Below are 22,994 nucleotides of genomic sequence, written 5' to 3' on the forward strand. Positions count from 1 at the left end.
TGGCGTTATACTTCCAGAAGGCAACACGCCAGACATCGTTAAGGCAAGAGGTCTGGGGGTTCCCCGGGGTCAGAGACCATGGCACGCTGAGCATCAATAAGGTACGGCAACTCGGGAGATCCCAGCGGGTCTTTCGAAAGAAAGTATAGCGAACCAAGCAATCAAATGTAAGGACGTTAAATGTCTGCTGGGAAGTCGGAGGAAGCACATAGTACCCATGATATCGGGTAATGCCGGTTGAGGGAAGGTGTTTTCCCTTGTTTATGAATCTTATCTGGGACACATCGGCACACACAGAGGTGACAGTAGAGATGACTACAAAACAGGTAAGAATAGCAGAGCTAGCGAAGGAAAATCCGAAGATGGCCTTCACCTCTCTGGCTCATTTATTGAGCGTAGAGGAATTGAGGGTCTGTCACCGGGAACTGCAGGGAAACAAAGCAGCGGGCATCGATCAGATGACGAAGGCAAGCTATCAAGAACATCTTGATGAACACCTTGCCGATCTGGATAAGCGCCTGAAGCAGAAAAGCTATCGGCCGCTCCCTGTCCGGCGGACATATATTGATAAACCGGGAACAAAGAAGAAACGCCCACTGGGCATCCCTGCCTATGAGGATAAAATTGTTCAGCGGGGTCTGGCGAAGATCCTTAATGCCATCTATGAGCAAGACTTTCTTAACTGTTCCTTCGGTTTCCGCCCAAATAGGAACTGCCATGATGCACTTAAAGTCCTGAATGTCTTCATTGAAAAGAAGTACACGAACTACATTGTTGATGTGGACATCAGGGGCTTTTTCGATCATGTCGACCATCAATGGATGATGCGTTTTCTCAAGCTACGGATCAAGGATCCAAGCTTTCTGAGGCTCATTGCCCGTTTTCTAAAAGCGGGTTACATGGAGAAGGAAACTTGGCACGCAAGCGAACAAGGGACGCCGCAAGGCGGACTGATCTCGCCGATCCTAGCTAACGTCTATCTGCACTATGTGATTGACCTATGGTTTACGAAAGCGGTGAAGAAACAGTGCCAGGGACAGGCTTATCTGGTGCGCTATGCCGATGACTTTGTCTGTTGTTTTCAGTATAAACAGGAAGCCCAACGATTCTATTGCGATCTGAAGCGGCGCCTAGAAAAATTTAACTTGGCGCTTGCGGAGGAGAAAGCGAGGATCATCCCTTTCGGACGATTCGCTCAGGAAAATGCCAAGAGAAATGGAAACAGGAAGCCAAAGACTTTTGACTTCCTGGGATTCACCCACTATTGTGGGCAAAGTAAAAGCGGACATTTTCGAGTCAAGAGGAAAAGCAGCCGAAAGAAAGTGGGTGCCAAACTCAAAGCCTATTCGCAGTGGCTGAAAGGCCATCGGACCCAAGAGATTGACTTCATCATGGATCGGCTCAAGAGGTCATTGACCGGCTATTACAACTACTATTGTATCACCGATAACAGTCTAAGCGTGAGCGCTTTTCGATTGCAGGTGATTCGGTTGTTGTATAAATGGTTAAACAGAAGGAGCCAGAAACGATCGTTCACATGGGAAAAATTTAATCAATTTCTCAAACGCTTCCCTCTGCCGCAACCGCGAATCAAGGTCAATATTTATCAACTTCGGTCGGAGCTGAGCTACATTCTGTGAACCATGAACAAGAAGAGCCGTGTGCGTAAATAGCGCACGCACGGTTCCGTGAGGGGACAGAAGATGTGAATCGCTGTCCTACTCGACTAATTGCCGAATACCTTCCGCCACTCGTTTGGCTGAATCCGGTAAACCTGCTGACCGACGCATTCTACGCGCTCTATTATTATGATTCTTTAAATCGGTATGCCTTGAACGTAGGCGCAATGCTCCTTTTTATCGTTCTATTCAGCGCCGCGACCTATCTGATCGTCAGGAGGCGGAAATATGCCAGTCTTTAAGCTATGTTTGAAAATTTTCCTGCACAACTGGATCTCAGTCTCTATTTATATCGTTATCTTTCTAGCCATCTCGATTGCACTGGCAACGAATGGCACGTCAGAACTAAGTAACGGTTATTCTCAAAAGAAAGCTAAAGTGGCATTCATTTCGGAGGAAAAGACCCCTCTGACTGAAGCTTTTCGCCATGAGTTGTCGCGCAGCGCTCAGTTTGTCAATTTGCCCGATCGTACGGAAGAACTCCAGGACGCCCTGTTTTTCCGTCAGGTCACTTATATTTTACGCATTCCTAAGGGCTTCACGGACAGTGTGCTGAACGGAGGATCGGCGCAAATGAAGAAAACCGTTGTGCCCGGATCGATTCAGAATGCCTATGTCGACATTAATGTCGACCAATATTGGAACTTGGCGCGACTCTACGCGAAGCATGAACCAGGTATAAGCCAAGAGGAGCTGGCAGAACGCCTCCAAGAAAATTTATCCGGCGAGACACCTGTACAGATTAAAGCACATCAGAGTGCAAAAACCTCGGGGAGTTTTTCCTTATACTATTTCAATTATTTTGCCTATGCTTTATCTGCCGTTCTTATCATGGGCATTTCGACGATCATGATTGTTTTCAACAAACAGGATTTGAGCCGCCGGCATCGCTGCTCGCCGCTTTCCGCCGGCAGCGTTAATGCTCAGCTGATTATGGCGAATCTATTGTTTGCGGCTATCGCTTGGGTCATTTTGATTGCATTTGATTTTCTGCTGGACACCGGCAGCTACAGTACACAAAATATCATTTACTTCCTAATTAATTCCTTAGTATTTACGGGTTGTATGACCAGTATGAGTTATTTGATCGGTACTTTGATGAAAAATCTTGAGGCGATGTCCGCAGTCTGCAATGTGATTACGCTTGGCCCTTGCTTTATAAGCGGGGTGTTCGTTCCACAGGAATTCTTGAATGATACGGTGCTTAAGCTTGCCAGCTTCACACCGACGTATTGGTATGTGCAGGCCAATGCTCATATCGCTAAGCTCACTCAATTTGGATGGTCTGATCTTTCATCTATTATTTATAGCATGACTGTGGTGATTGCTTTCGCTGTCGCCTTCGCTGCACTTTCTCTTGTGATCGGCAAAAGAAAACGATTAATGGACTAGCATGCGGTTCGATACAAATTGCAAGAAAGGCTGTTTTCCGGAACTATTTCGGGAAACAGTCTTTTTTTTGTATAAATTGTGCGATTTTTATCACAGCATACATAGTTGCTTGTACTTTTGAAGCGCTAAAATAGAAAAGGATTGATATAGAGATAAGTAGATTTAATAGAGGCGTGTTCTAAATACGCGATTTGATGGAGAGGAAGAGAAAATGACCAATAAAAAAACGATGGATGGCAATACGGCGGCTGCGTATGTATCCTATGCATTCACCGAAGTAGCATCCATTTATCCGATCACTCCAAGCTCGCCCATGGCCGAAATGGTCGACGAGTGGTCCGCCCAAGGCAAAAAGAATATCTTTGGAAGTCCGGTCCGTGTTGTTGAAATGCAATCTGAAGCAGGTGCGTCCGGCACGGTTCACGGTTCGTTAAAAACAGGAACGTTTACATCTACATATACATCATCGCAAGGTTTGCTGCTGATGATACCGAATATGTATAAAATTGCCGGGGAACTGCTTCCGGCTGTCTTTAATGTTGCAGCACGCGCAGTGAGCTCTAATGCGTTATGCATTTTTGGCGACCATTCGGACGTCATGGCAACACGTGCGACCGGATTTGCCATGCTCGCTGAAGGCAGTGTTCAGGAAGTTATGGATCTTTCGACAGTTGCACATCTCGCTACGGTTGAGGCATCGATTCCTTTTGTAAACTTTTTCGATGGCTTCCGTACGAGTCATGAAATTCAAAAAATTGATGTGATCGACCATGACGATTTTAAGCGATTGCTGAATCATGATGCGGTGGCTGCGTTTCGTCGGAGAGGCATGAGCCCGAATCACCCGACAGCAACCGGATCGAGCCAGAGTCCGGATCTCTTCTTTCAACAGAGGGAGGCGGTTAACAGCTATTATGACCGAGTGCCTGAAATTGTCGCTCACTATATGCAAGAAATAAATAAGTTGAGAGGCACGAATTATGATCTCGTCAATTACTATGGAGCACCGGATGCTACGCGTGTGATTGTGGCCATGGGCTCGGCAACCTCGGTGATTGAACAGGCAATTGATCATCTGACTGAACAAGGCGAGAAAGTCGGCTTGCTGTCCGTCCATTTATACCGCCCGTTTCCGACAGAAAAGCTGTTGGAAAAGCTTCCTGAAACGGTTGAAAATATTGCTGTTCTGGATCGGACAAAGGAACCGGGAGCTTCAGGAGAACCGTTGCTGCTTGATGTTCAAAGTGCTCTGTATGAAAGCGACCGCCATCCGCGAGTGATCGGCGGACGTTATGGGCTCGGTTCTAAGGACGTGACTCCGTCGGACATTTTAGCCGTATACGCACATCTTGGCAGCGCGCATCCGAAGAAACGATTTACAATCGGCATTGATGACGATGTAACACACCTGTCGCTTCCGGCTTTTCCAAGTCTGGATTTGACGCCAAAGGGTACCTTCCAAGCGAAGTTTTGGGGCTTTGGGTCTGATGGTACGGTCGGCGCAAATAAAGCGTCGATAAAATTAATCGGCGACCATACCGATCTTAATGTTCAAGGCTATTTTTCCTACGATTCGAAAAAATCCGGCGGCCTCACGGTATCGCATCTTCGTTTCGGGGATCAACCGATTAAATCGGCCTATTTGGTTGAACATGCGGATTTTATTGCCTGCCATGCATCGTCGTATTTGCGCTCCTATGATCTTCTCAAGGGTTTGAAAACAGGCGGAACTTTTCTACTGAACACGATCTGGGATGACGACCACTTGGAAGCCCATTTACCGAAGTCAATGAAGCGTTATTTAGCAAAAAATAGGATTCGCTTTTACACAATCAATGCAATCGGCCTTGCCGGTAAAATCGGGCTGGGACGCAGAATTAATACGATCATGCAAACCGCCTTTTTCAAGCTGACCAATATTGTACCGTTTGCTGACGCCATTGAGTGGCTTCGGCAATCTGCAATAAAGACCTACGGCCGCAAGTCGATGGCGATCGCACAGCTGAATGTGGACGCAATCAATCAAACGGTGGATTTGCTTCATGAGGTAACGATTCCGCAGCAATGGGGTGAAGCGGATGACAAGCCAAAACCAATGAGTATGAATTCAGTTAAAAAGCAGCCGGATTATGTCTTGAATATCTTAAAGCCGATGAACCGCGAGGAAGGCGGCAAGATTAAAGTAAGCACACTGCTGAAGGAAAATATGGCGGACGGCAGTATGCCGCTGGGCACATCTGCCTATGAAAAGCGAAACGTTGCGCTGCAGGTTCCGGAATGGGACCCGAAGTTTTGCATCAATTGCAATCAGTGTGCGTTCGTCTGTCCGCATGCAGCGATCCGGCCGTTTCTTGCCAATGGAGAAGAGATGGAGAAGGCGCCGGAAGGCTTTATTGTCCGGACGATGCGCGGTGCAGACGGACTGAACTATCGCATTCAAGTTTCCGTTGCGGATTGTACCGGATGCGGATTATGTGTTGAAGCTTGCCCGAAGGCTGGAACAGCGCTGTTTATGAAACCGGCGGAGTCACAGCAGGATCAGGCGGTCAATTGGGCGTTCGCGATGACACTTAAGGCAAAGACTAATCCGGTGAAGAAAGCGACCATTCAAGGATCACAATTCGAACAGCCGCTGCTGGAATTCTCAGGCGCATGCTCCGGATGCGGCGAAACGCCTTATATAAAACTATTAACGCAGCTCTTTGGCGACCGGATGATGATCGCAAATGCAACCGGTTGTTCCTCAATATGGGGAGCATCCAATCCCGTTGTTCCTTACACGACAAATCAACAGGGCCACGGACCTGCTTGGTCAAACTCACTCTTCGAAGATAATGCCGAGTTCGGTCTCGGTATGAAGCTTGCGCGTGATACAAGGCGTACACGGCTTGCTGATCAAATGAAGGACGTAGTGCAATGTGATGAAGTCAGTGACGGCTTAAAGGACTTGATGAACGAATGGATCGAAAAGATGACGGAAAGCGAAGCAACAAGGGATCGTGCGGAAAAACTCGAGCTCGGATTGCTTCAGGAGAAGGATCATCTGCCACTGCTTGAAACCATTTACCAAGAACGCGATCTCTTTATTAAAACAAGCCAATGGATTATTGGCGGCGATGGTTGGGCGTACGATATTGACTTTGGCGGAATCGACCATGTCATTGCCAGCGGGGCGGACGTCAACATTCTGATCACGGATAATGAAGTATACGCCAACACAGGCGGACAATCGTCAAAAGGAACCCCGGCAGCGGCTATTGCTCAGTTTGCCGCAGGCGGTAAGCGGACGGCGAAAAAGGATTTGGGCATGATGGCGATTAATTATGGCCATGTTTACGTGGCGCAAATCGCTTCGGGAGCGAACAAGATGCAGACAATCAAGGCGCTCACGGAGGCGGAACGCTATCCGGGACCTTCTGTAGTCATCGCTTATACGCCTTGTATATCACACGGTCTGCGAGGTGGATTAACCAACGCACTTGCTGAAGCGACGGATGCCGTGAAATCCGGATACTGGTCGCTTTACCGCTATGATCCCGAGCGCAAGGTCAAAGGCGAACCGCCGATGCAGCTTGATTTCAAACGACCGCAATTTGATGAATTAACTGATTTTATGATGAAACAAACACGTTTTTCTGCCTTGAAAAAGGTTAATTCTGAAATCGCTGATCGGTTATTTGAAAAAACGAAACAAGATGCAGAAAAAAGATTCTTTCACTATGCCCGCTTAACCGGACAGGAAGAAAAAATTAAAGAGAGTCTCGCCGCATTGAAAAAATAATTATTGATAGTTAACCGTCTGTTCATAGCGAACGGACGGTTTTTTATTTGTCAAATTTTAAATGAATGTAAATCTTTCAAATCAGAATTGACCGAAAGACGAATAAACAGATATAATGAAGGTAACGAACGATCGTTAGGTGATGGATATGTTAACAAAACAGAAGATATTTGCTTGTGCTCTGGAGCTTTTTTCGATGAGCGGATTCAATGGGGTATCCATGCGCGACATTGCGCAAAAAGTCGGAATCAAAGGAAGCTCGATCTATAATCATTACAACGGAAAAAAGGCAATCATGGATGATATTTGTGAAACATTTGCTCAAACACTGGATGTGTCCCGGCCACCTTTATCGCAAATTGATCAGATGCTCGATCAAATGAACGCAGTTGAACTCTTTCAATCCTTAATTAGGGCATATGGCGAGAAGATCAATAAAACTTGGACTCAGATGGCAAGAATCATTTTTTCCGAACATTTTTATAATGAAACAGCCGGGGAGGTATTTAAGAAGGAGCTCATTCAAGAAAATATCGCCTATTACGTTTCAGTTTTAACAATTATGGAGCAGAGAAAGAAAATCAAGAAATGCAGGAAAGAACTCATTGCAACGCTTTTCAACAATGAGCAGCTTATGCTCAGTATGCAATACGCGCACTGCACATCGGACACAGAACGAGCTGAACTCGCAGCCGTGATGATGGCAAGCGCCGACTATTTATTTGCTGGACTTGAAATGTACGACTAAAAATTAATTCATTGGAGGATTTATCATGACCGAAACGAACAATGGAAAGACAATTTCTTGCTTCATTTTGATCATCTTGCATTTCTTTCTTGGTGTCGGTGCAGTTTTTGGCGGTGGTGCATTAATTCTATCGCCAGATGGAACACTGCTGCATATGCCGCTTGAGTTGCTGAAATACACGGCTTTCGATTCATTTCTGATTCCGGGTATCATCCTGTTTTCTGTTCTCGGTCTCTATCCGATCTATATCGCATTCCTGCTGATCTTTGAAAAACCGATGCTTATTGGAGAACGTATCCGATTTGATTCTTCAGCTTCCGGTGCGTGGAACCATTCACTTTACATTGGGTTCCTCCTGATCGGATGGATAACGATTGAGGCCTATCTTATGCACGACATTGTGTTTATCCATGTCTTCTACATCTTTCTTGGGCTTGCCATCCAAGCGGTGACCGTGCTTCCCTCGGTGAAAAAGCATTATTCCATTAGTGGGCTGGGCAAACGGTAAACAAAAAGCATTGCAAACTCAATTAATGAATTTGCGATGCTTAAGACTCAATCTAATGGCATTTATTATCTACACGATCATCCGGTTTTGCCAAGCTTTTTGACTAGTCGGTTATTGGATTGCTGAATGTGTTGATCAATCTGTTCTAAAGCTTTGATAATTGCTGTCCGATCATTTTGTTTGACTGCGGTTTTTAACTGGCCGAATGCTTGATGGTGACCGCCAAATTTAGCATGGTGGAACAACTGTGCTATTTTTTGATGGGCATCCTCAGCTGAAATTTTTCCTTGTGCCTGATCTTTTTTTATGGCTTGGATCTTTTTTGCCTGCTTTTCACAAGTATTCTGGCAGTCTCGGTTACCTTTTTTGAAATTTGCACTTTGACGCCATTCGCTCATCAGATGATGATGTGTCTCCATATCTTTTTTCATTGTCTGTTTAAGGTCAGCAGGTGCATATTGATCGATAATCTGCGAGAGCCACTGATGCCTAAAATCATGGCCTGGCATACCCATAGGATTATGTCCGGATGCGGCATGTCCTGCTTGTGGGATGATCATAGTAAGCATCAGAATAGGCAGAATAAGCAAACGTGTCAGTTTCATAAATGAGCCTCCAAATTAAGTTTTGCTTAGTTTGTGCAGATTTTACAAAAATGATTCATAAAAAGGTTTGAGCATTGGCTGTCCATGTGTTAATTTGTTAATAATACATGGTGAATCGGCAGCTTTGTCTTGTGAACGAGATGAATATGAGCTGCCATTCTGAAAGGAACGGCGATATGAAAGTATCACTCTATCAAGAATTTAAAGTATTATTGGTCGTTATTACGGGCGCGCTGCTGAATGCGGCTGCCCTAAACCTATTTCTCATACCTGCAAAGGTTCTGGCCGGAGGAATTACTGGTATTGCTCAGCTCGTTAATTCAATGCTGGAGCCGACCTCTTTTCATATCAGTACTGGGATTTTGCTTCTCTTGATGAACATCCCGGTTATCTATGCCGGCTGGATTAAAGTCGGGCGCCGTTTTACTTTATATAGTACAATCAGTGTGGCTTTAACAACATTTTTTATGGCGGTTATCCCGCTTCATCCACTGACCAATGATATCTTACTGAATGCGGTCTTTGGAGGAGTGGTGCAGGCGATCGGTTCGGGGATTACACTGAAATTCGGTGCATCCTGCGGAGGAATGGATATCATCGCCATGATTTTGACGCGAGTCAAGGATCGACCGATCGGCTTTTACATGTTCGCACTTAATGGAGTAATTATTCTTTCCGCCGGTTTTCTGTTTGGTTGGCGGCGTGCGTTGTATACGCTTCTTCAACTCTACGTCAGCATTCGTGTTGTCGATGCCATTCACACAAGTTATGTGAAACTAACTGCCTGGGTTGTCACCGATAAGGCGAGCGAACTTCAAAAAGCGATTTCCGTTCAAATGTACCGGGGGATTACGAAAATATCGGCAAAGGGCGGCTATACGAACAAGGATAAGGACTTGCTGATGATTGTTTTCACTCGTTATGAACTGTATCGGTTGAAGCAGATCATCAAAGAAGTCGATCCGCGCGCATTTACCAATATTGTCGAGACGACGGATGTTTTCGGGTTGTTTGTGCGTAAGAAGGATGCATGATGGGAAAATGCGTGAATGAAGTGGCGAAGAAATCCGTTTCTTTTTTATGTTGGTGAATCTTCCGCTGCTGTATTAAAATCGGAAAGTGTGAACCAATCTGTGACCAAGAATGGGCTGTCATGTGAGCCAATTGGCATGTCAGTTTTGATGTGAACTAATACAGTAAATGCACAAAAAAGCGTAGATGGGATGCAAAATTCCCAATCTGCGCTTTAATACTGTGTGGATTAAACTCTGGTGAATTATCTAGACATTATGAATCGGATTCGGTTATCCTTTATGTATACGATCACTTGTTCTCTGTTATCTCCAAATTTTCTTCCTAATCCCTCTTGCACAACGACAACCATACCGCGTAAGGAGGCCTCATATGCCTACAGACCACGATCGGCGCTTCAAAGTGTTGCTTCACGAATTTTTTGATGAGTTTCTCGAAGCCTTTTTCCCAAAGATTTATCACATGCTTGATCTGTCTGAGAAAACATTCCTTTCGGAGGAGCTGTTTCCGGATCTAATCGAGGGCGACAAGAAGAGGGCGGACATCATTGCGGAAACGAAGCTTAAATCCAAAAAAGATGTCATCCTGATTGTCCATATCGAGGCGCAAAACTATTATCAAGATGATTTTTCTGAACGGATGTATCTCTACTACATCATGATCTATCTGAAATTTCGAAAACCTGTTTTACCGATTGCCATTTTCAGTTATGATGGAGTAAGAGATGAACCGGATGAATTTGTGGTAGAAGTACCTCATTTTATGATTATCAGTGAATTCCATTTTTTGAAGCTTGAGCTTGCCCAAATGAATTGGCGAAAATTTATGCGCAGCAATAATCCGGTTGCAGCCGCGCTCATGAGCAGGATGAACTACTCAAAAAAGGAACGTGTGCAGGTTCGGCTCGCCTTTATCAGGCAGATGATCGGCATGCATCTTGGAGAAGCGCGTGAAAGCATGATCAATGGATTTTTTGAAACCTATCTTCAATTAAACGAGAAAGAGGTGAATCAATTGATGGATCAAGCGAAAAAACTCCCGGAGGAAATCCGTGAAGAAGTGCTCAAGTGGCCGAACTCCTTTTATGATCGCGGAGTGGAGGACGGCATGGAAAGAGGAATTAAAAAAGGAATTGAAAAAGGTGAATTAAATGCCAAAAAGCAGTTCGCGCGAAAGTTGCTGCAAAATGGAATAAGTCATGGGCAAATCAGTGAGTGGACAGGATTAAGCAACAAAGAGATCACTGAGCTTGAGGCAAACAATGAATGAAATAAGCGAGGATATCCGTGAAGAAGTGCTCAAGTGGCCGAACTCCTTCTATGATCGCGGAATGAAAAACAGCTTTGAAAAAGGAATTGACTAGGTTATTGCGCTTAACCGATCGATCTGATAAACTTTGTGTAAAGCAGAAAAGGAGGTGGGTCTATTGTCACTATTCACGAAGTATCGCGCAACATTGGAATCATTCTTGTACACAGTTCGCGCGATTTTTGCTGCATTTTTATTCAAGGGATCAGTCTGCCCTTTTTTAAAAAACAGCATAGCTTTGTGAATGGACGCGTGACCCACTGAAGCGGAACTCAATTGTTTTTTTAATTGAATCAAGATCAAAATCATCCATGGGTAAATGAGCGCCCGTGGATTTTTTTGCATGCAAAAAATAAGGAAGTGACGAGAAAATGATGATATGTCAAGCAGATCATGTACGAAAAAATATAGCGGGAAATGAAATATTGCGGGATGTCAGTTTTTCAGTGCTGGATAATGAAAAAGTTGCGGTTGTCGGACCGAACGGAAGCGGGAAAACGACTTTGTTCAATTTACTCGCACGAATTGATACCCCGGATCAAGGCGCTATTGCGATAAAAAATGGGGCATCAATCGGTTATTTGCGCCAGCTTCCGGACGGGCAGGAAAGTACGGCGCGCGAAGTACTGATGCATGCTTTCGCGGAATGCATAAAGGTTGAGAAAAAGATGAGAGCGCTGGAAAGGGAATTGGCGGGTACGATCGAAGGACGGCTTGAAAAGCTGCTGACTGAATATGCACGTGTTCAAGAACAGTTTCAGGAAATGGGCGGCTATGAGATGGATTACAAAATTGACCAAGTCGCCGAGGGCCTTGAAATTAAGGGATTGTTGGGACGTTCATTTGCCTCGCTGAGCGGTGGTGAGCGAACAAAAGTCGGGCTTGCGCTTCAGCTCTTATCTGAACCCGATCTGCTTTTACTTGACGAACCGACGAACCATCTGGATATTCTTGCTTTAGAATGGCTGGAGCAGTACATCAAGCAATACAAAGGAACCATTTTACTTGTTTCGCATGACCGTTTTTTTCTGGATCGTACGGTGACTAAGGTGCTGGAACTGGATGAGGGCGAAATGGTTGCTTACAATGGAAATTACTCTTATTTTGTTAAGGAAAAACAAGAAAGACTGCTGAATGAATTTGCTGCTTATGAAGATCAACAGAAGAAAATCAAAAAAATGAAGGAGGCTATCAAGCGTCTGAAAGAATGGGCAAATCAGGCAAAGCCGCCAAATGCTGCCTTGCATCGACGAGCAAAGAGCATGGAAAAGGCGCTGGACAGAATTGACCGGCTGAAGCGTCCAAAAATGGAGACTGATAAAATGGCGCTCGATTTCGCACGTGGCAGCCGCACTGGAAATCGCGTGCTCAGCTGTCTTGATCTGTCCGCAGGTTTTAATCATAACCCTTTATTTGAACATGTAAGCATGGATATTCGTTATCAAGACCGAGTAGCGATCGCTGGACCAAATGGAGCCGGGAAAACCACCTTATTAAACTGTTTACTTGGAAAATTAAGGCCAAGCCACGGAAATATTCATCAAGGAACCAACTTAAATATTGGGCTATTGTCACAGCATGTGTTTGAGCAGGAAACAGAAAAGGAGCGGCGTGTGATCGATGTCTTTCGCGAGCATGCCCGTTTGACCGAAGGGGAGGCGAGACACGAACTTGCAAAGTTTATGTTTTACGGTTCGGATGTATTCCGCAAGATCGGTTCACTGAGCGGCGGTGAACGTGTACGCATTCGCCTGGCTGACTTGATGATGAAGAAGATCAATGTGCTCGTACTTGACGAGCCAACAAACCATTTAGATATTGAATCGCGCGAAGTTTTGGAAGAAGCTGTGAACCATTTTACGGGAACAGTACTTGCAGTGAGCCATGATCGTTATTTTTTGACCAAATGTTTTAGCAAAATTTACTGGCTTCAGAACGGTCGACTGACGAAGGAAGAACATTTTTCAGAATCCGCACATACTCGTTAAACCAATAGAGAAATCCCGCGAGATGAATGCCAACTCGCGGGATTCTTTTAATCCTTTTTTTTCGTTAATGCGCGTTTTTGTTTTTCATTGGTGTAGTAACGCATGACGTGTTCGACATATTTAGGATCGCCGTAGCTGCTCCAGTTGAGTTCTTTAGACTTCTCTTCTGAAAATTGGCGAGCAAGTTTTGGCGTGTATTTACCGCCGTGTGCCTCAACATAATCGACGAAGCCAAGGCCGAAATTATAGCTTTGGAGAGCAAGCTCAAGATTCCCGTTTGATCGTGTCAATGCTTTTTTAAAATAGTGCGTTCCTGCCTGAATGCTTTTTTGCGGGGAATTTATGGCATTCCTGGGCAGCCCCAAGCTTTCAGAGGCTTGCATCACGTCAGCAGCTTTTCCTTTTGACTCCTGCATGGCAATCGCCATAATGATATCTGTATATTGTCCGACACCATTCGCTTTGGCTGTTTGAGCAATAATCGGGCGATAATGTTCAACCTCAGGGCTGATGACTCGCTGGTCATTAAGAAGCGGTACATGATCTGCTTGAGGACTATACATGCTTGAAATGATATAGAGGAGCACAAAAGCAATACCGATGATCAGTGAAGAAGAGACGATTAATTTAATGATTTTGGTCATCCGTTATTCCTCTGCCTTTTCATTTCGTTCATTATATTTTTCAATGAAAATCGCATTTTTCGTCCGTCTGATTAAAAATTGAATGATTCTATCGTTTATTGACTGGTCAGATAGGCGTCAGATAATACCTGAATGGCATCATTTCTCACGTGCCCAGCAGTTCTGCATAAGATGTGTTGAGGTTAATGCCCAATGGCGGCAAGAAAGGATGACATGAAAAATGTGCGGAATCACAGGCTGGATTGACTGGCGGCAGGATTTACGCGGCGAGGGAAAGACAATGAAACGAATGGCTGAGACGATGGATCATCGTGGGCCAGACGATTTGAATACATGGCTGTCGGAGCATGCAGCGCTTGGACACGCGCGTCTGGTTGTCGTCGATCCGGAAGGCGGTTGTCAGCCAATGAAAAAAACGGTGAATCATAACGAGTATGTGCTCGTTTATAACGGTGAATTGTACAATACTGAAGAAATACGTTCGGATTTATTAAAAAAAGGGTACACCTTTCAAGGACATTCGGATACTGAGGTGCTGCTGACCGCTTACATTGAATGGCGGGAAAACTGCGTCGATCATTTTAATGGTATTTTTGCCTTTGCTATTTGGGATGCCGCCAAAGAGTCCTTGTTCGGTGCACGCGACCGCATGGGTGTTAAACCTTTTTTCTATAAGAAATCGGGAGGCAGGCTGCTGTTTGGTTCTGAATTGAAAGCGATTCTGGCACATCCCGATGTACGTCCGGAAATTGATCGCGAGGGGCTCTATGAAGTATTCGGACTCGGTCCTTCGCGAACACCGGGGCATGGTGTCTATGCAGGAATGGACGATCTGCGCCCGGCTCATGCATTCACGTATACAAAAGACGGTATGAAGATTTGGCGCTACTGGAATGTGGAGAGTCATGTTCACACTGACAGTTTGGAGGATACGATTGCCAACCTGCGTTATCTTGTTACTGACGCGGTTAAACGTCAGCTTTATGCGGATGTTCCGGTGGCAACCTTTCTGTCTGGTGGGCTGGATTCCAGCGGTATTTCGGCCATTGCTTCCGAATATTTTAAAGAACAGAAACGTCCGCCGCTTCACACTTTTTCAATTGATTATGTTGGCAATGATCACTACTTTAAAACAAGTAAATTTCAGCCAAACAGTGACGCGCCTTTTATTGAAGAGGTCTCCAAATATCTTGGTACGGTACATCATAATCTTATCATTGATAATGAACACCTTGTTTCTTATCTAAAAAAAGCGATTGTCGTTCGCGATATGCCTGGTTATGCTGATGTCGATTCTTCACTTCTCTGGCTCTGCGAAGGAATTCGCAAAGAATTTACTGTCGCACTTTCCGGAGAGTGCGCCGATGAAATCTTCGGAGGCTATCCTTGGTTTCACAGCCCGGAAACATCAGCTAAGGAAGGCTTCCCATGGATGCGTTCAATCGGTGCGCGACAGGATTTGCTCAATGACAAATGGGGAAGTAAATTAAATCTAAAAGAATACGAAATGGCACGATTTAATGAAACGATTGCCGAAACACCTAAGCTCGAGGGTGAATCGGTAATCGATGCAAAACGGCGCGAATTGTTCTATCTTAACATGAACTGGTTTATGACTGCATTGCTTGATCGAAAAGACCGTATGAGTATGGGTGCCAGCCTTGAGGTACGTGTGCCATTTGCCGATCATCGTATCGTACAATATATGTGGAATGTTCCGTGGGCGATGAAAATGCTGGACGGTCATGAGAAAGGTATTTTGCGAGCGGCACTCAAAGGCTATCTGCCCGATGATGTGCTTTATCGTAAGAAGAGCCCGTATCCAAAAACGTATCATCCAAAGTATACGGAAGCTGTCTCGGCATGGCTGCAAAAAGTTATTAATACGCCAAGTTCGCCATTACTTGAATTGGTAGACAAACAGAAATTGCAGGCGCTCATTGATACGAAAGGCGATTCATTTAAAACACCATGGTTCGGTCAGCTGATGTCCGGTCCTCAGCTGATTGCCCATATGGCGCAAATGAACGAATGGCTTAAAACATACAATGTGAATATTCTTGATCAATAACAGAATTCAAAGGAAATCCTCTAATTATTCAAAATTAGAGGATTTCTTTTTAGGGTTCGCTGGCTTGTATTGGAGAAAATCAGTGTACAGTAATGAATAAAAAAAAGACTCCACCATTGTTTGGATGAATGGTCGAGCCGTTTTTTCTAGTAAGGTATTGTTCTTTTTTTGATTATTCGCGGGTCTATTTGAAAATAGGATTAGCGCGTATAAGGATATTTAAAATGTTTCGCAAGTGAAGCGACATCAATTGTTCCGAGTCCGGTACTCTGGTTATAAATGGTTCCTTTCGTACCGGTGTAATAGAGATTGGTATTTTCCGTTCCCGTCGCATTCAGCGGATGGAACGGAGAACTCTTTTGCTTTGCGAATCGGTAGATTTGGCTGTTCCAAAATCCGATGCGACCTTTTTGATTGCTGTTCATTAATGCAGTCAGGCCGGCAAGTTGAGGGGATACGACACTTGTTCCGCCAAATGTGCTAAAACCGGAATTACTGCCTGGCGCATTAGGATCGGAGAGAAACACTTTATAACCTGTATATGGATCTGCATTAAGCGACACATCTGGCATGTTTCGACCGCTTGACGTTCCTGAAACGATTTTTGGATCACTGAGCGGAGTGACTGAACCAAAATCAGTACTTGGCTGCCATTGCTGAACGGCTGTAAATCGATTCACACCGGAAACTCCTTTTTGATAATCAGGAGTTCGGAATAGCTGGCTGAATCCTCCGCCTCCGCCGACAAAGTAATAGTTTGCCCATCCTTCCGGTGTACTGAGTCCGAGTGAATCAAAGTATGGATAAAGGTAATTCCAGCCCCAGGCACGTTCAGACGATACATTAAGCTGCACACCCGTTTTCGTTGTGTAGGACCATGGCAATGTTGTTCCGCCGGCAGCGGTAATATAAGGACTGTCGGCAGGATTGTCAACAGCTAAGTTGTAGGTGCCCATATCGCGGCTTGCATCATATGCACCGGCGTCACCGGCGGAAGCAAACATCGAGATGCCTTGTGCTGCTGCTTGTTCAAATAACTGATTAAAGACAAGTGCGTAAGCCGGATCTTCCGTTTGGTCTTTAATCGCGGCGCTGATGGCTGATTCACTGAGTCCCCAGCTTACAGAGATTTGAGAGGCTTTATTTTCGTTAATCGCCGTAGCAAATGCGTTTACAAAGCCTGCATCTGTATTCGGTCCAACGTAGACATTAACGTCCGCCTGCGGTGCGAGTGCCCCGGATTGCTCAACGTCGAGCGATGTCTCCTCATATCCGTTCCAATCGGATCCGCCATCGACAAGAATTTTGTGAATACGGTCTGCTTTAACATCAATACCTTCTTGCTTCCAGAAACTATAGGCATCTTCAGTGTTAAAATCTGCTAAGGTAACGATGCCAATCGTCTGTCCCTTGCCTTTGGCCCCTTGATCATATAATGGACCGACATTGTACTGCTTAATTAAATCGGAAGGATCAAGATTAAGCGGCCCGCCGCTTGAATTCGGTGTCATTTTAAGCGGCCGTTTTACTGCACGAGGTGTCAGTTCGGAATAGTTGGTTAAGCCAAGAACCGCCAGTACATGAGTCGCGAGAAAGCGTGGCAGCTTTGGTCCTTTTTTGGCAGCATGGAAGCTTTTGCCTCTGAACTTTGCTTTTCGAATGGTGACGCTGAATGCTTTGTTGAAATCTCCTGCTGTCCCACTTGCGGAGACAATCAAGTTATTATCGTATACTTTTGAATGAATATGGTATTTTTTCAGATATTGAGTGAGGGCTTTAACAGTGATATCAGGTGCACCAAATGCTTTTTTAAATTGAGTGACACTCAGGTACTTGTGATAGAATGCGCTGCTAGGATCAACTGTTTTTTCTATATAGGATTGCAGCTGGCATTCATTTCCGGCTTTTAAGACAATATCTACAGAAACCGGCGTTTCATTTGGAAGATCTCCGAAATAATCAGCATTCTCCAATACGGATTGTCCGGTTCCTTGTTTTACAGATGTCAGTTCTTGATCTGCTTTACTCGATGCTGCAGCTGCAAAAGAAGGAAGTAAACTGAATACAAGCATCAATGATAGAAAAGCGGTAAAGAATAGTTTGCCCCATTTTTTTAACATTGGTAAATCATCTCCCCATGTAATCGATTTTATATAATGATGAACGATGCTCCCTTTTCTCTATTAAATAAAATTGATTATACGCTAGATTGATTGATAGATTAAGCATCTTTATTCGAAATAATTTGACAATATTCGCGATTAATTGGTAAAAACAGGAGTAAATGCCTAGTAATGAATAGGACAAACGTCACTGAAAACCTGTGGAATGTTCATAGAAAGTAAATATACACGATTAGAGTAAGAGAAAAAAAGGTACATAAGGCCCTCATGTTTACGTTTGCTGATTGTAGACGAATAGAAAAGAGAAAACCTATGATTAAGCGATCCTTAGATAGTCATTTGTCGGATTTACCAGATACGAGTAAACACGAAATTTTTGAAGTGTTAAAGGTAAGCGAAGAGGATTTAATGTATCAGAATCCATTGAGCTATACAGCCGCTACCTGCCTCGTTAACAATACTGAATTCGAATTTGCATTTGGTGCAGACATTTTTCTGTTCTATATTGTTTAATAAATGTGAAATTAAATTACATAACAAGTAAATTAATCTGACAAATAATTTGATTGAATGTCTAGACAACCCACTGCTTTTATGCAAAAATGACAGAATAGTAGATAAAATGTGACAGAGATAAAGGAGGCAAGTATTTGTTTGTGAGAAGCGATCCATCATTTTGTGGTCTATGACTTTATCTTTTTATTATTGATAACAGGGGAGAGAGATATTATGTTGGGTTTTCTTCAAAGAATAGGCAAATCGCTCATGCTTCCAATCGCTGCGCTGCCCGCAGCAGCTTTATTATTGCGTTTCGGTCAGCCTGACTTGCTCAATATACCGTTCATTGCAGCTGCAGGAAATGCGGTGTTTTCAAATCTTGCATTAATATTTGCAATTGGTATTGCCGTGGGATTTGCTAAGGATAACAATGGAGCAGCTGCTCTTGCCGGAGCAATGGGTTTTTTCGTACTCAGCGCCTGTGCGACTTCATTAAATAAGACAAGACAATAAACCTTGGTGTTCTTGGCGGTATTATTGCCGGAATCATTGCAGGCATGCTCTATAATCGTTATCACAATATTAAACTTCCTGATTGGCTTGCATTCTTTGGCGGCCGCCGATTTGTTCCTATTGTCACTTCAGGAGCAATGCTGGTTCTTGGTTTTATCTTTGGTTATGTCTGGCCTTATGTTCAGAACGGTATGTCACAACTTGCGACATGGCTTTATGACGCAGGTGTATTTGGTGCAGCTATTTATGGTCTCTTAAACCGCTTGCTCTTGCCGCTTGGACTGCACCATGTCATTAATACACTTGTTTGGTTTGAGTTTGGTACGTATAAAGGTTTCCACGGTGAAATCACCCGTTTTCTCAATGGTGATCCGCATGCCGGCCTGCTTCTTTCCGGTTTTTTCCCGATCATGATGTTCGGTCTGCCGGCTGCATGCTTTGCTATGATCGCTGCAGCAAAAAAAGAAAAACGTAAAGCGGTCACCGGGATGCTCGCAGGTATTGCGCTTACTTCCTTTGTTACTGGTGTTACAGAACCGATTGAATTTTCATTTATGTTCCTCGCACCCGTACTCTATGTTATCCATGCTTTGTTGACCGCGCTATCACTAGCGATCACCTATGCTCTAGGCATCCATGACGGGTTCAGTTTTTCAGCAGGAGCAATTGACTATATAATTAATTATCGAATTGCCCAAAAGCCGCTGTTGCTGCTGGTTGTCGGCGTTATTTTTGCTGTGATCTATTTCGTTGTTTTCTACTTTGCCATCAAATGGTTTGATCTGAAGACACCAGGTCGTGAGGATGATGACCTCGTCGAAGAAAATCCGGATCAGGCCCTTGCCCTCAATACGAATGATAAATATGAAGTGATGGCTGCTCGGTTTATTGAGGATATCGGTGGTAAAGAGAATATTACAAATGTCGATCATTGTACCACGCGCCTTCGACTAACCGTCGCGAACTCAGAGGCAGCGGACAGTGCTGCAATCAAGCATCATGGTGCGCACGGAGTAGTCAAGCTGAATAAGAAAAGCTTGCAGATTATCATAGGCACGGATGTAGAATTTGTGGCTGATGCGATGAAGAACTTGATCAAATCTTCTGCGGATCTTACGAAGGAAGAAGCGGACGGTTCATCGACAGAGTCTGGTTTAGCCACTGTATCTGTCGGGGCGGAATCTGTATGCGCACCCATTAAAGGCAAAATGCTTCCGATTACCGATGTTCCGGACAAGGTTTTTTCTGAAAAAATGATGGGCGACGGATTTGCTGTTGATCCGGATGAAGGGGTTGTTGTTTCTCCTGTCGATGGAAAGGTTAGCGGTGTGTTCCCAACAAAGCATGCGATTGGTTTGACGGGAAGCGATGGTTTAGAGATCCTGATTCACGTCGGCATTGATACGGTCAAGCTGAATGGTGATGGGTTTGTTAATTATGTGCAGGAAGGCGATACAGTTGTAAAAGGGCAGAAACTGATGTCTTTTGACCTTCCTGCACTTAAAGATAAAGTTCCATCACTGATCAGTCCTGTAATTTTTACAAACCTTGATCCTTCAAAGCATGTTGTACTTAAAAAGAGTGGTTACGTCGCACTTAACGAATCTGATATTATTACCTTTGATTAATTGATTTATTAATGAAAAAGTCTGCGCATTTATAGCACAGACTTTTTTTGTTGATTCGTTCATTGTTTTACTGAAAAATACAGCAAACATAAGGCAACCTGTACATTGAAAGAAGTATCCACCTTAAGAAGAGGTAATGGTGTCATTAGAATTTTTCGAGCGTTTCTTTGACGTGAGGAAGCAGATTTTCCCATGCGGCATCCGGAGATTTGCAGATGGTTACAAAGTCATTAAAGCCGAAAAGGCTGATGACGCCGTCTATTTCAATCAATTTTGTTAAAAATGGGGAATTTGTTTGGTCATCTTTGAAAACTTCGACTCGATTTGAAAAAAGAGGTCCTTCAGCGGTGAATTTTAATGCGTTCGGGTTTGGCGTAGAAGTCATCGTAAAGTTCATCTGTATCTTCCTTTCTGTTAATAAACGGATTCTATTGTGTCGTTTTCTTCATTATATATCATGATGGAATGGAGCGCATTGTTAGAATACTGAGGCTGTGGACAAGAGACTGTCTGAGAGATGAAATAGACCAGATATTCGGTTATACTAAACGTAACCCAAATGAGGAAGGAGGTATTTGCAGTGGCTGAGAACAGTTCTTCTGAGGAATTGAAAGACCGCATACTTGAAGCGCTGGAAGATGTTATTGATCCTGAACTCGGTGTGGATATCGTCAACCTGGGGCTCGTGTATGGCGTCGACATAGATGAAGAAAACAATGTAATTGTGACCATGACGCTGACCTTTATGGGTTGCCCATTGTCTGCGTCCCTTTCCTATGACGTTAAGCGTACGCTTGGAGAGATCGAAGAAGTAAATCAAGTAGAAGTGAATTTTGTATGGGATCCACCGTGGACGAAAGAGCGCATGTCGCGGTATGCTAGAATTGCACTTGGACTATCAGAGTAAACCATTTGCCACGTATCAGCCGGAGCAGGATGTATATCCTGCCTCGGCTTTTTGTGTTTCGAACCCAAAAGCCCCCGCAGGTGATGATCACACCATTTTTGGCATATCTTCTTTATACATATCAAAAAAATAGTACAGATCAGCAATAGTTCATGTAAGTGCAACTAAAAATTTGCTTTCAAAAATCTGATGAAATCAAGTTTTCTAACAAATAAAGAACCATTCAACCCGTTTAAGGTGGTACTGGACACTTGAATGAAAATACAATGGTGATAAAGTGCCATGTATTATGTACAAAAGTAAATAATTATTCCCAAGTAAAGGTTGTGAAGCAAACGTGCACAAGACTCCTGCAGTCGTGCTAGTTGATGCAGCTCTTGAGCATTTACCCGTTTTATATATATATTTTCTTGCGTGAGCAGGGGGGAAAATGATGGAAGAAGCAATGGTGTTTGGCGGACTCTCGTCTATTGGTTTTCTTCTTACTGAAAGACTGCTTGAGGCGGGAGTTGTCGTCTATTCAATTAGTTCGGCAGTTACTGATGAAGAGAAAGATCGTGAGGAAGAGAATGAGCTTTTTTTGGGTCGCAACGCACTTTTTCATAATGACCGAGACAAGCCGCGTTCAGTAGCAAAGCATCTTATTCTTGCTGACACTTTCCGGATGAAACAGGAAAGCAATGATGAATTGAAGAAAAAGATGGGTCATCTACTTACTGATTCGCCGCAATGTCAACGTGTGCTTTTTCTCTCTTCCCTGGAGGTATGCGGGCAGCATGTTGATAAAAACGGGAAAAGAAGAGCGGCCTGTCCGACTTCTGTTCGCGGAAGAGCTGCCAATGAAATGGAACTGTTCTTCATTAATCTTTTGCACGAAAGTAAGAGGAAAGAGGCAATTATTTTACGGACGGATTTGAATTTAATTTCCGACAAGTGCGATGGTGAAATCATAGCAGCACTAATTAACGGGTTAATGGAGCAGGAACATGAAGGACTTGATGTCGTCCATTTTAAAAAAGGACTTGATTCGAATGATGCGATAAATGAAAAACTCAGGAGCCTTTTACCGCGGAATTATGAGAAATGGCTGCAAAGAAAATCTTGATTAAACTTCTTTTTCTTTTGATCGAATTAAAAGAACTGCTGAGTGGATCTGAGTTCACCCTTGCAGTTCTTTTACTATTGCCATTTTCAATCATGGCTTTTTAAAGAAATTGAGCAGCGGAGACAATTGTTTGATCGCCGGTGCTGTCTGATTAATGACATTGACCAGCTGGGTGGCGCCATTTACCATTTTGCTCACATCAATATGTCCGTCTTGGCCGAGAAACGGTTTTAAGAATCCGGGTTGTGCAGGCTGTGTCGGTTGCACCGGCTGTACAGGCGGTACTTGCATTCCACTTGCTTGCCAGCCGCTGTTCTGATAGAATGCTTGTGGCGGTTGATAGGTTTGTGTTTGTTGCACTGGCGGGATTTGTGAACCGAACATGAGATACGTAAATGGGTCAAAGTGACTGTCTCTTGGATTTTGAGCAGGTTGAATCAAGAGTCTCCCTCCTTTACATCTGG

The 22,994-nt window shown here is 44.1% G+C and carries 18 protein-coding genes and 2 pseudogenes; 15 read left to right on the forward strand and 5 right to left on the reverse strand.

Annotated features, from left to right (window positions below):
• The first annotated feature begins 263 nt into the window (after positions 1-263).
• The 6 genes and pseudogenes from ltrA to AC6F33_RS06275 all read left to right on the forward strand — a co-directional run bounded on the left by ltrA (position 264) and on the right by AC6F33_RS06275 (position 8,108).
• Positions 264-1,640, forward strand: coding sequence for a group II intron reverse transcriptase/maturase (ltrA, locus tag AC6F33_RS06250; protein ID WP_480947509.1), 1,377 nt, complete (start codon positions 264-266; stop codon positions 1,638-1,640).
• A 65-nt stretch (positions 1,641-1,705) separates the two neighbouring features.
• Positions 1,706-1,921 carry a hypothetical protein gene (locus tag AC6F33_RS06255; protein WP_480947508.1) on the forward strand — a complete coding sequence of 72 codons (216 nt, stop codon included), beginning with the start codon at positions 1,706-1,708 and terminating at the stop codon, positions 1,919-1,921.
• Entirely contained in the window at positions 1,908-3,071 is a 1,164-nt protein-coding gene (locus tag AC6F33_RS06260) for an ABC transporter permease (RefSeq protein WP_255747048.1), read from the forward strand. The genes AC6F33_RS06255 and AC6F33_RS06260 overlap by 14 nt, the downstream gene beginning before the upstream one ends.
• Positions 3,072-3,282: 211 nt before the next feature.
• Positions 3,283-6,846, forward strand: a pseudogene (gene nifJ, locus AC6F33_RS06265) (pyruvate:ferredoxin (flavodoxin) oxidoreductase); the annotation flags it as partial.
• Positions 6,847-7,000: 154 nt separating this feature from the next.
• The gene (locus tag AC6F33_RS06270) at positions 7,001-7,600 is read left to right on the forward strand and encodes a TetR/AcrR family transcriptional regulator (RefSeq protein ID WP_255747051.1); all 600 of its coding nucleotides are present in this window, start codon (positions 7,001-7,003) and stop codon (positions 7,598-7,600) included.
• Positions 7,601-7,625: 25 nt separating this feature from the next.
• Positions 7,626-8,108 carry a hypothetical protein gene (locus AC6F33_RS06275; protein WP_255747053.1) on the forward strand — a complete coding sequence of 161 codons (483 nt, stop codon included), beginning with the start codon at positions 7,626-7,628 and terminating at the stop codon, positions 8,106-8,108.
• A 77-nt stretch (positions 8,109-8,185) separates the two neighbouring features.
• Here the strand turns inward: AC6F33_RS06275 and AC6F33_RS06280 are convergent, their stop codons facing one another.
• On the reverse strand, positions 8,186-8,713 hold the full coding sequence (locus AC6F33_RS06280; RefSeq protein ID WP_255747055.1) for a hypothetical protein: 528 nt from the start codon (positions 8,711-8,713) through the stop codon (positions 8,186-8,188).
• A gap of 176 nt (positions 8,714-8,889) precedes the next feature.
• On the opposite strand from AC6F33_RS06280, the gene AC6F33_RS06285 reads away from it, so the two are divergent.
• From AC6F33_RS06285 to abc-f, 4 genes are all read left to right on the forward strand, one after another.
• Positions 8,890-9,747 (forward strand): YitT family protein, encoded by an 858-nt coding sequence (locus tag AC6F33_RS06285; RefSeq protein ID WP_255747056.1) that lies wholly within the window; start codon positions 8,890-8,892, stop codon positions 9,745-9,747.
• 370 nt (positions 9,748-10,117) lie between these two features.
• A complete protein-coding gene (locus AC6F33_RS06290) occupies positions 10,118-11,014 on the forward strand; it encodes an Rpn/YhgA-type helix-turn-helix domain-containing protein (protein ID WP_255747057.1) in 897 nt (298 codons plus the stop codon).
• Positions 11,015-11,162: 148 nt separating this feature from the next.
• Positions 11,163-11,297, forward strand: a complete 135-nt coding sequence (locus AC6F33_RS06295; RefSeq protein ID WP_500777979.1) for an RAxF-45 family protein — start codon at positions 11,163-11,165, stop codon at positions 11,295-11,297.
• A 127-nt stretch (positions 11,298-11,424) separates the two neighbouring features.
• On the forward strand, positions 11,425-13,041 hold the full coding sequence (gene abc-f, locus AC6F33_RS06300) for a ribosomal protection-like ABC-F family protein (RefSeq protein ID WP_500777980.1): 1,617 nt from the start codon (positions 11,425-11,427) through the stop codon (positions 13,039-13,041).
• A 47-nt stretch (positions 13,042-13,088) separates the two neighbouring features.
• Here abc-f and AC6F33_RS06305 read toward each other — a convergent pair whose 3' ends face one another.
• Positions 13,089-13,685, reverse strand: coding sequence for a lysozyme family protein (locus AC6F33_RS06305; protein WP_255747061.1), 597 nt, complete (start codon positions 13,683-13,685; stop codon positions 13,089-13,091).
• A 220-nt stretch (positions 13,686-13,905) separates the two neighbouring features.
• On the opposite strand from AC6F33_RS06305, the gene asnB reads away from it, so the two are divergent.
• A complete protein-coding gene (asnB, locus tag AC6F33_RS06310) occupies positions 13,906-15,756 on the forward strand; it encodes an asparagine synthase (glutamine-hydrolyzing) (protein ID WP_255747062.1) in 1,851 nt (616 codons plus the stop codon).
• A gap of 200 nt (positions 15,757-15,956) precedes the next feature.
• Here asnB and AC6F33_RS06315 read toward each other — a convergent pair whose 3' ends face one another.
• The gene (locus AC6F33_RS06315; protein ID WP_500777981.1) at positions 15,957-17,876 is read right to left on the reverse strand and encodes a S53 family peptidase; all 1,920 of its coding nucleotides are present in this window, start codon (positions 17,874-17,876) and stop codon (positions 15,957-15,959) included.
• A 315-nt stretch (positions 17,877-18,191) separates the two neighbouring features.
• Here AC6F33_RS06315 and AC6F33_RS06320 point away from each other — a divergent pair, with 315 nt between their 5' ends.
• Both AC6F33_RS06320 and nagE read left to right on the forward strand, forming a co-directional pair.
• On the forward strand, positions 18,192-18,392 hold the full coding sequence (locus AC6F33_RS06320; RefSeq protein WP_255747064.1) for a hypothetical protein: 201 nt from the start codon (positions 18,192-18,194) through the stop codon (positions 18,390-18,392).
• 216 nt (positions 18,393-18,608) lie between these two features.
• A pseudogene (gene nagE / locus AC6F33_RS06325) lies at positions 18,609-20,518 on the forward strand (N-acetylglucosamine-specific PTS transporter subunit IIBC).
• A 145-nt stretch (positions 20,519-20,663) separates the two neighbouring features.
• Here nagE and AC6F33_RS06330 read toward each other — a convergent pair.
• Positions 20,664-20,915, reverse strand: coding sequence for a NifU N-terminal domain-containing protein (locus AC6F33_RS06330; protein ID WP_255747067.1), 252 nt, complete (start codon positions 20,913-20,915; stop codon positions 20,664-20,666).
• Positions 20,916-21,098: 183 nt separating this feature from the next.
• On the opposite strand from AC6F33_RS06330, the gene AC6F33_RS06335 reads away from it, so the two are divergent.
• Both AC6F33_RS06335 and AC6F33_RS06340 read left to right on the forward strand, forming a co-directional pair.
• On the forward strand, positions 21,099-21,425 hold the full coding sequence (locus AC6F33_RS06335) for a metal-sulfur cluster assembly factor (RefSeq protein ID WP_370645942.1): 327 nt from the start codon (positions 21,099-21,101) through the stop codon (positions 21,423-21,425).
• A 430-nt stretch (positions 21,426-21,855) separates the two neighbouring features.
• Positions 21,856-22,530 carry a hypothetical protein gene (locus tag AC6F33_RS06340; protein WP_500777982.1) on the forward strand — a complete coding sequence of 225 codons (675 nt, stop codon included), beginning with the start codon at positions 21,856-21,858 and terminating at the stop codon, positions 22,528-22,530.
• Between the two features lie 90 nt (positions 22,531-22,620).
• Here the strand turns inward: AC6F33_RS06340 and AC6F33_RS06345 are convergent, their stop codons facing one another.
• Positions 22,621-22,971 carry a YppG family protein gene (locus AC6F33_RS06345; RefSeq protein ID WP_255747070.1) on the reverse strand — a complete coding sequence of 117 codons (351 nt, stop codon included), beginning with the start codon at positions 22,969-22,971 and terminating at the stop codon, positions 22,621-22,623.
• Positions 22,972-22,994 lie beyond the last annotated feature (23 nt).

This window comes from Sporolactobacillus sp. BBK16-2, from assembly GCF_059878335.1.

Coding starts and splice junctions, on each gene's coding strand:
- ltrA (WP_480947509.1), top strand. CDS start 264: ATGAATCTTATCTGGGACACATCGGCACACACAGAGGTGACAGTAGAG.
- AC6F33_RS06260 (WP_255747048.1), top strand. CDS start 1,908: ATGCCAGTCTTTAAGCTATGTTTGAAAATTTTCCTGCACAACTGGATC.
- AC6F33_RS06270 (WP_255747051.1), top strand. CDS start 7,001: ATGTTAACAAAACAGAAGATATTTGCTTGTGCTCTGGAGCTTTTTTCG.
- AC6F33_RS06275 (WP_255747053.1), top strand. CDS start 7,626: ATGACCGAAACGAACAATGGAAAGACAATTTCTTGCTTCATTTTGATC.
- AC6F33_RS06280 (WP_255747055.1), bottom strand. CDS start 8,713: ATGAAACTGACACGTTTGCTTATTCTGCCTATTCTGATGCTTACTATG.
- AC6F33_RS06285 (WP_255747056.1), top strand. CDS start 8,890: ATGAAAGTATCACTCTATCAAGAATTTAAAGTATTATTGGTCGTTATT.
- AC6F33_RS06290 (WP_255747057.1), top strand. CDS start 10,118: ATGCCTACAGACCACGATCGGCGCTTCAAAGTGTTGCTTCACGAATTT.
- abc-f (WP_500777980.1), top strand. CDS start 11,425: ATGATGATATGTCAAGCAGATCATGTACGAAAAAATATAGCGGGAAAT.
- AC6F33_RS06305 (WP_255747061.1), bottom strand. CDS start 13,685: ATGACCAAAATCATTAAATTAATCGTCTCTTCTTCACTGATCATCGGT.
- asnB (WP_255747062.1), top strand. CDS start 13,906: ATGTGCGGAATCACAGGCTGGATTGACTGGCGGCAGGATTTACGCGGC.
- AC6F33_RS06315 (WP_500777981.1), bottom strand. CDS start 17,876: ATGTTAAAAAAATGGGGCAAACTATTCTTTACCGCTTTTCTATCATTG.
- AC6F33_RS06320 (WP_255747064.1), top strand. CDS start 18,192: ATGATTAAGCGATCCTTAGATAGTCATTTGTCGGATTTACCAGATACG.
- AC6F33_RS06330 (WP_255747067.1), bottom strand. CDS start 20,915: ATGAACTTTACGATGACTTCTACGCCAAACCCGAACGCATTAAAATTC.
- AC6F33_RS06340 (WP_500777982.1), top strand. CDS start 21,856: ATGATGGAAGAAGCAATGGTGTTTGGCGGACTCTCGTCTATTGGTTTT.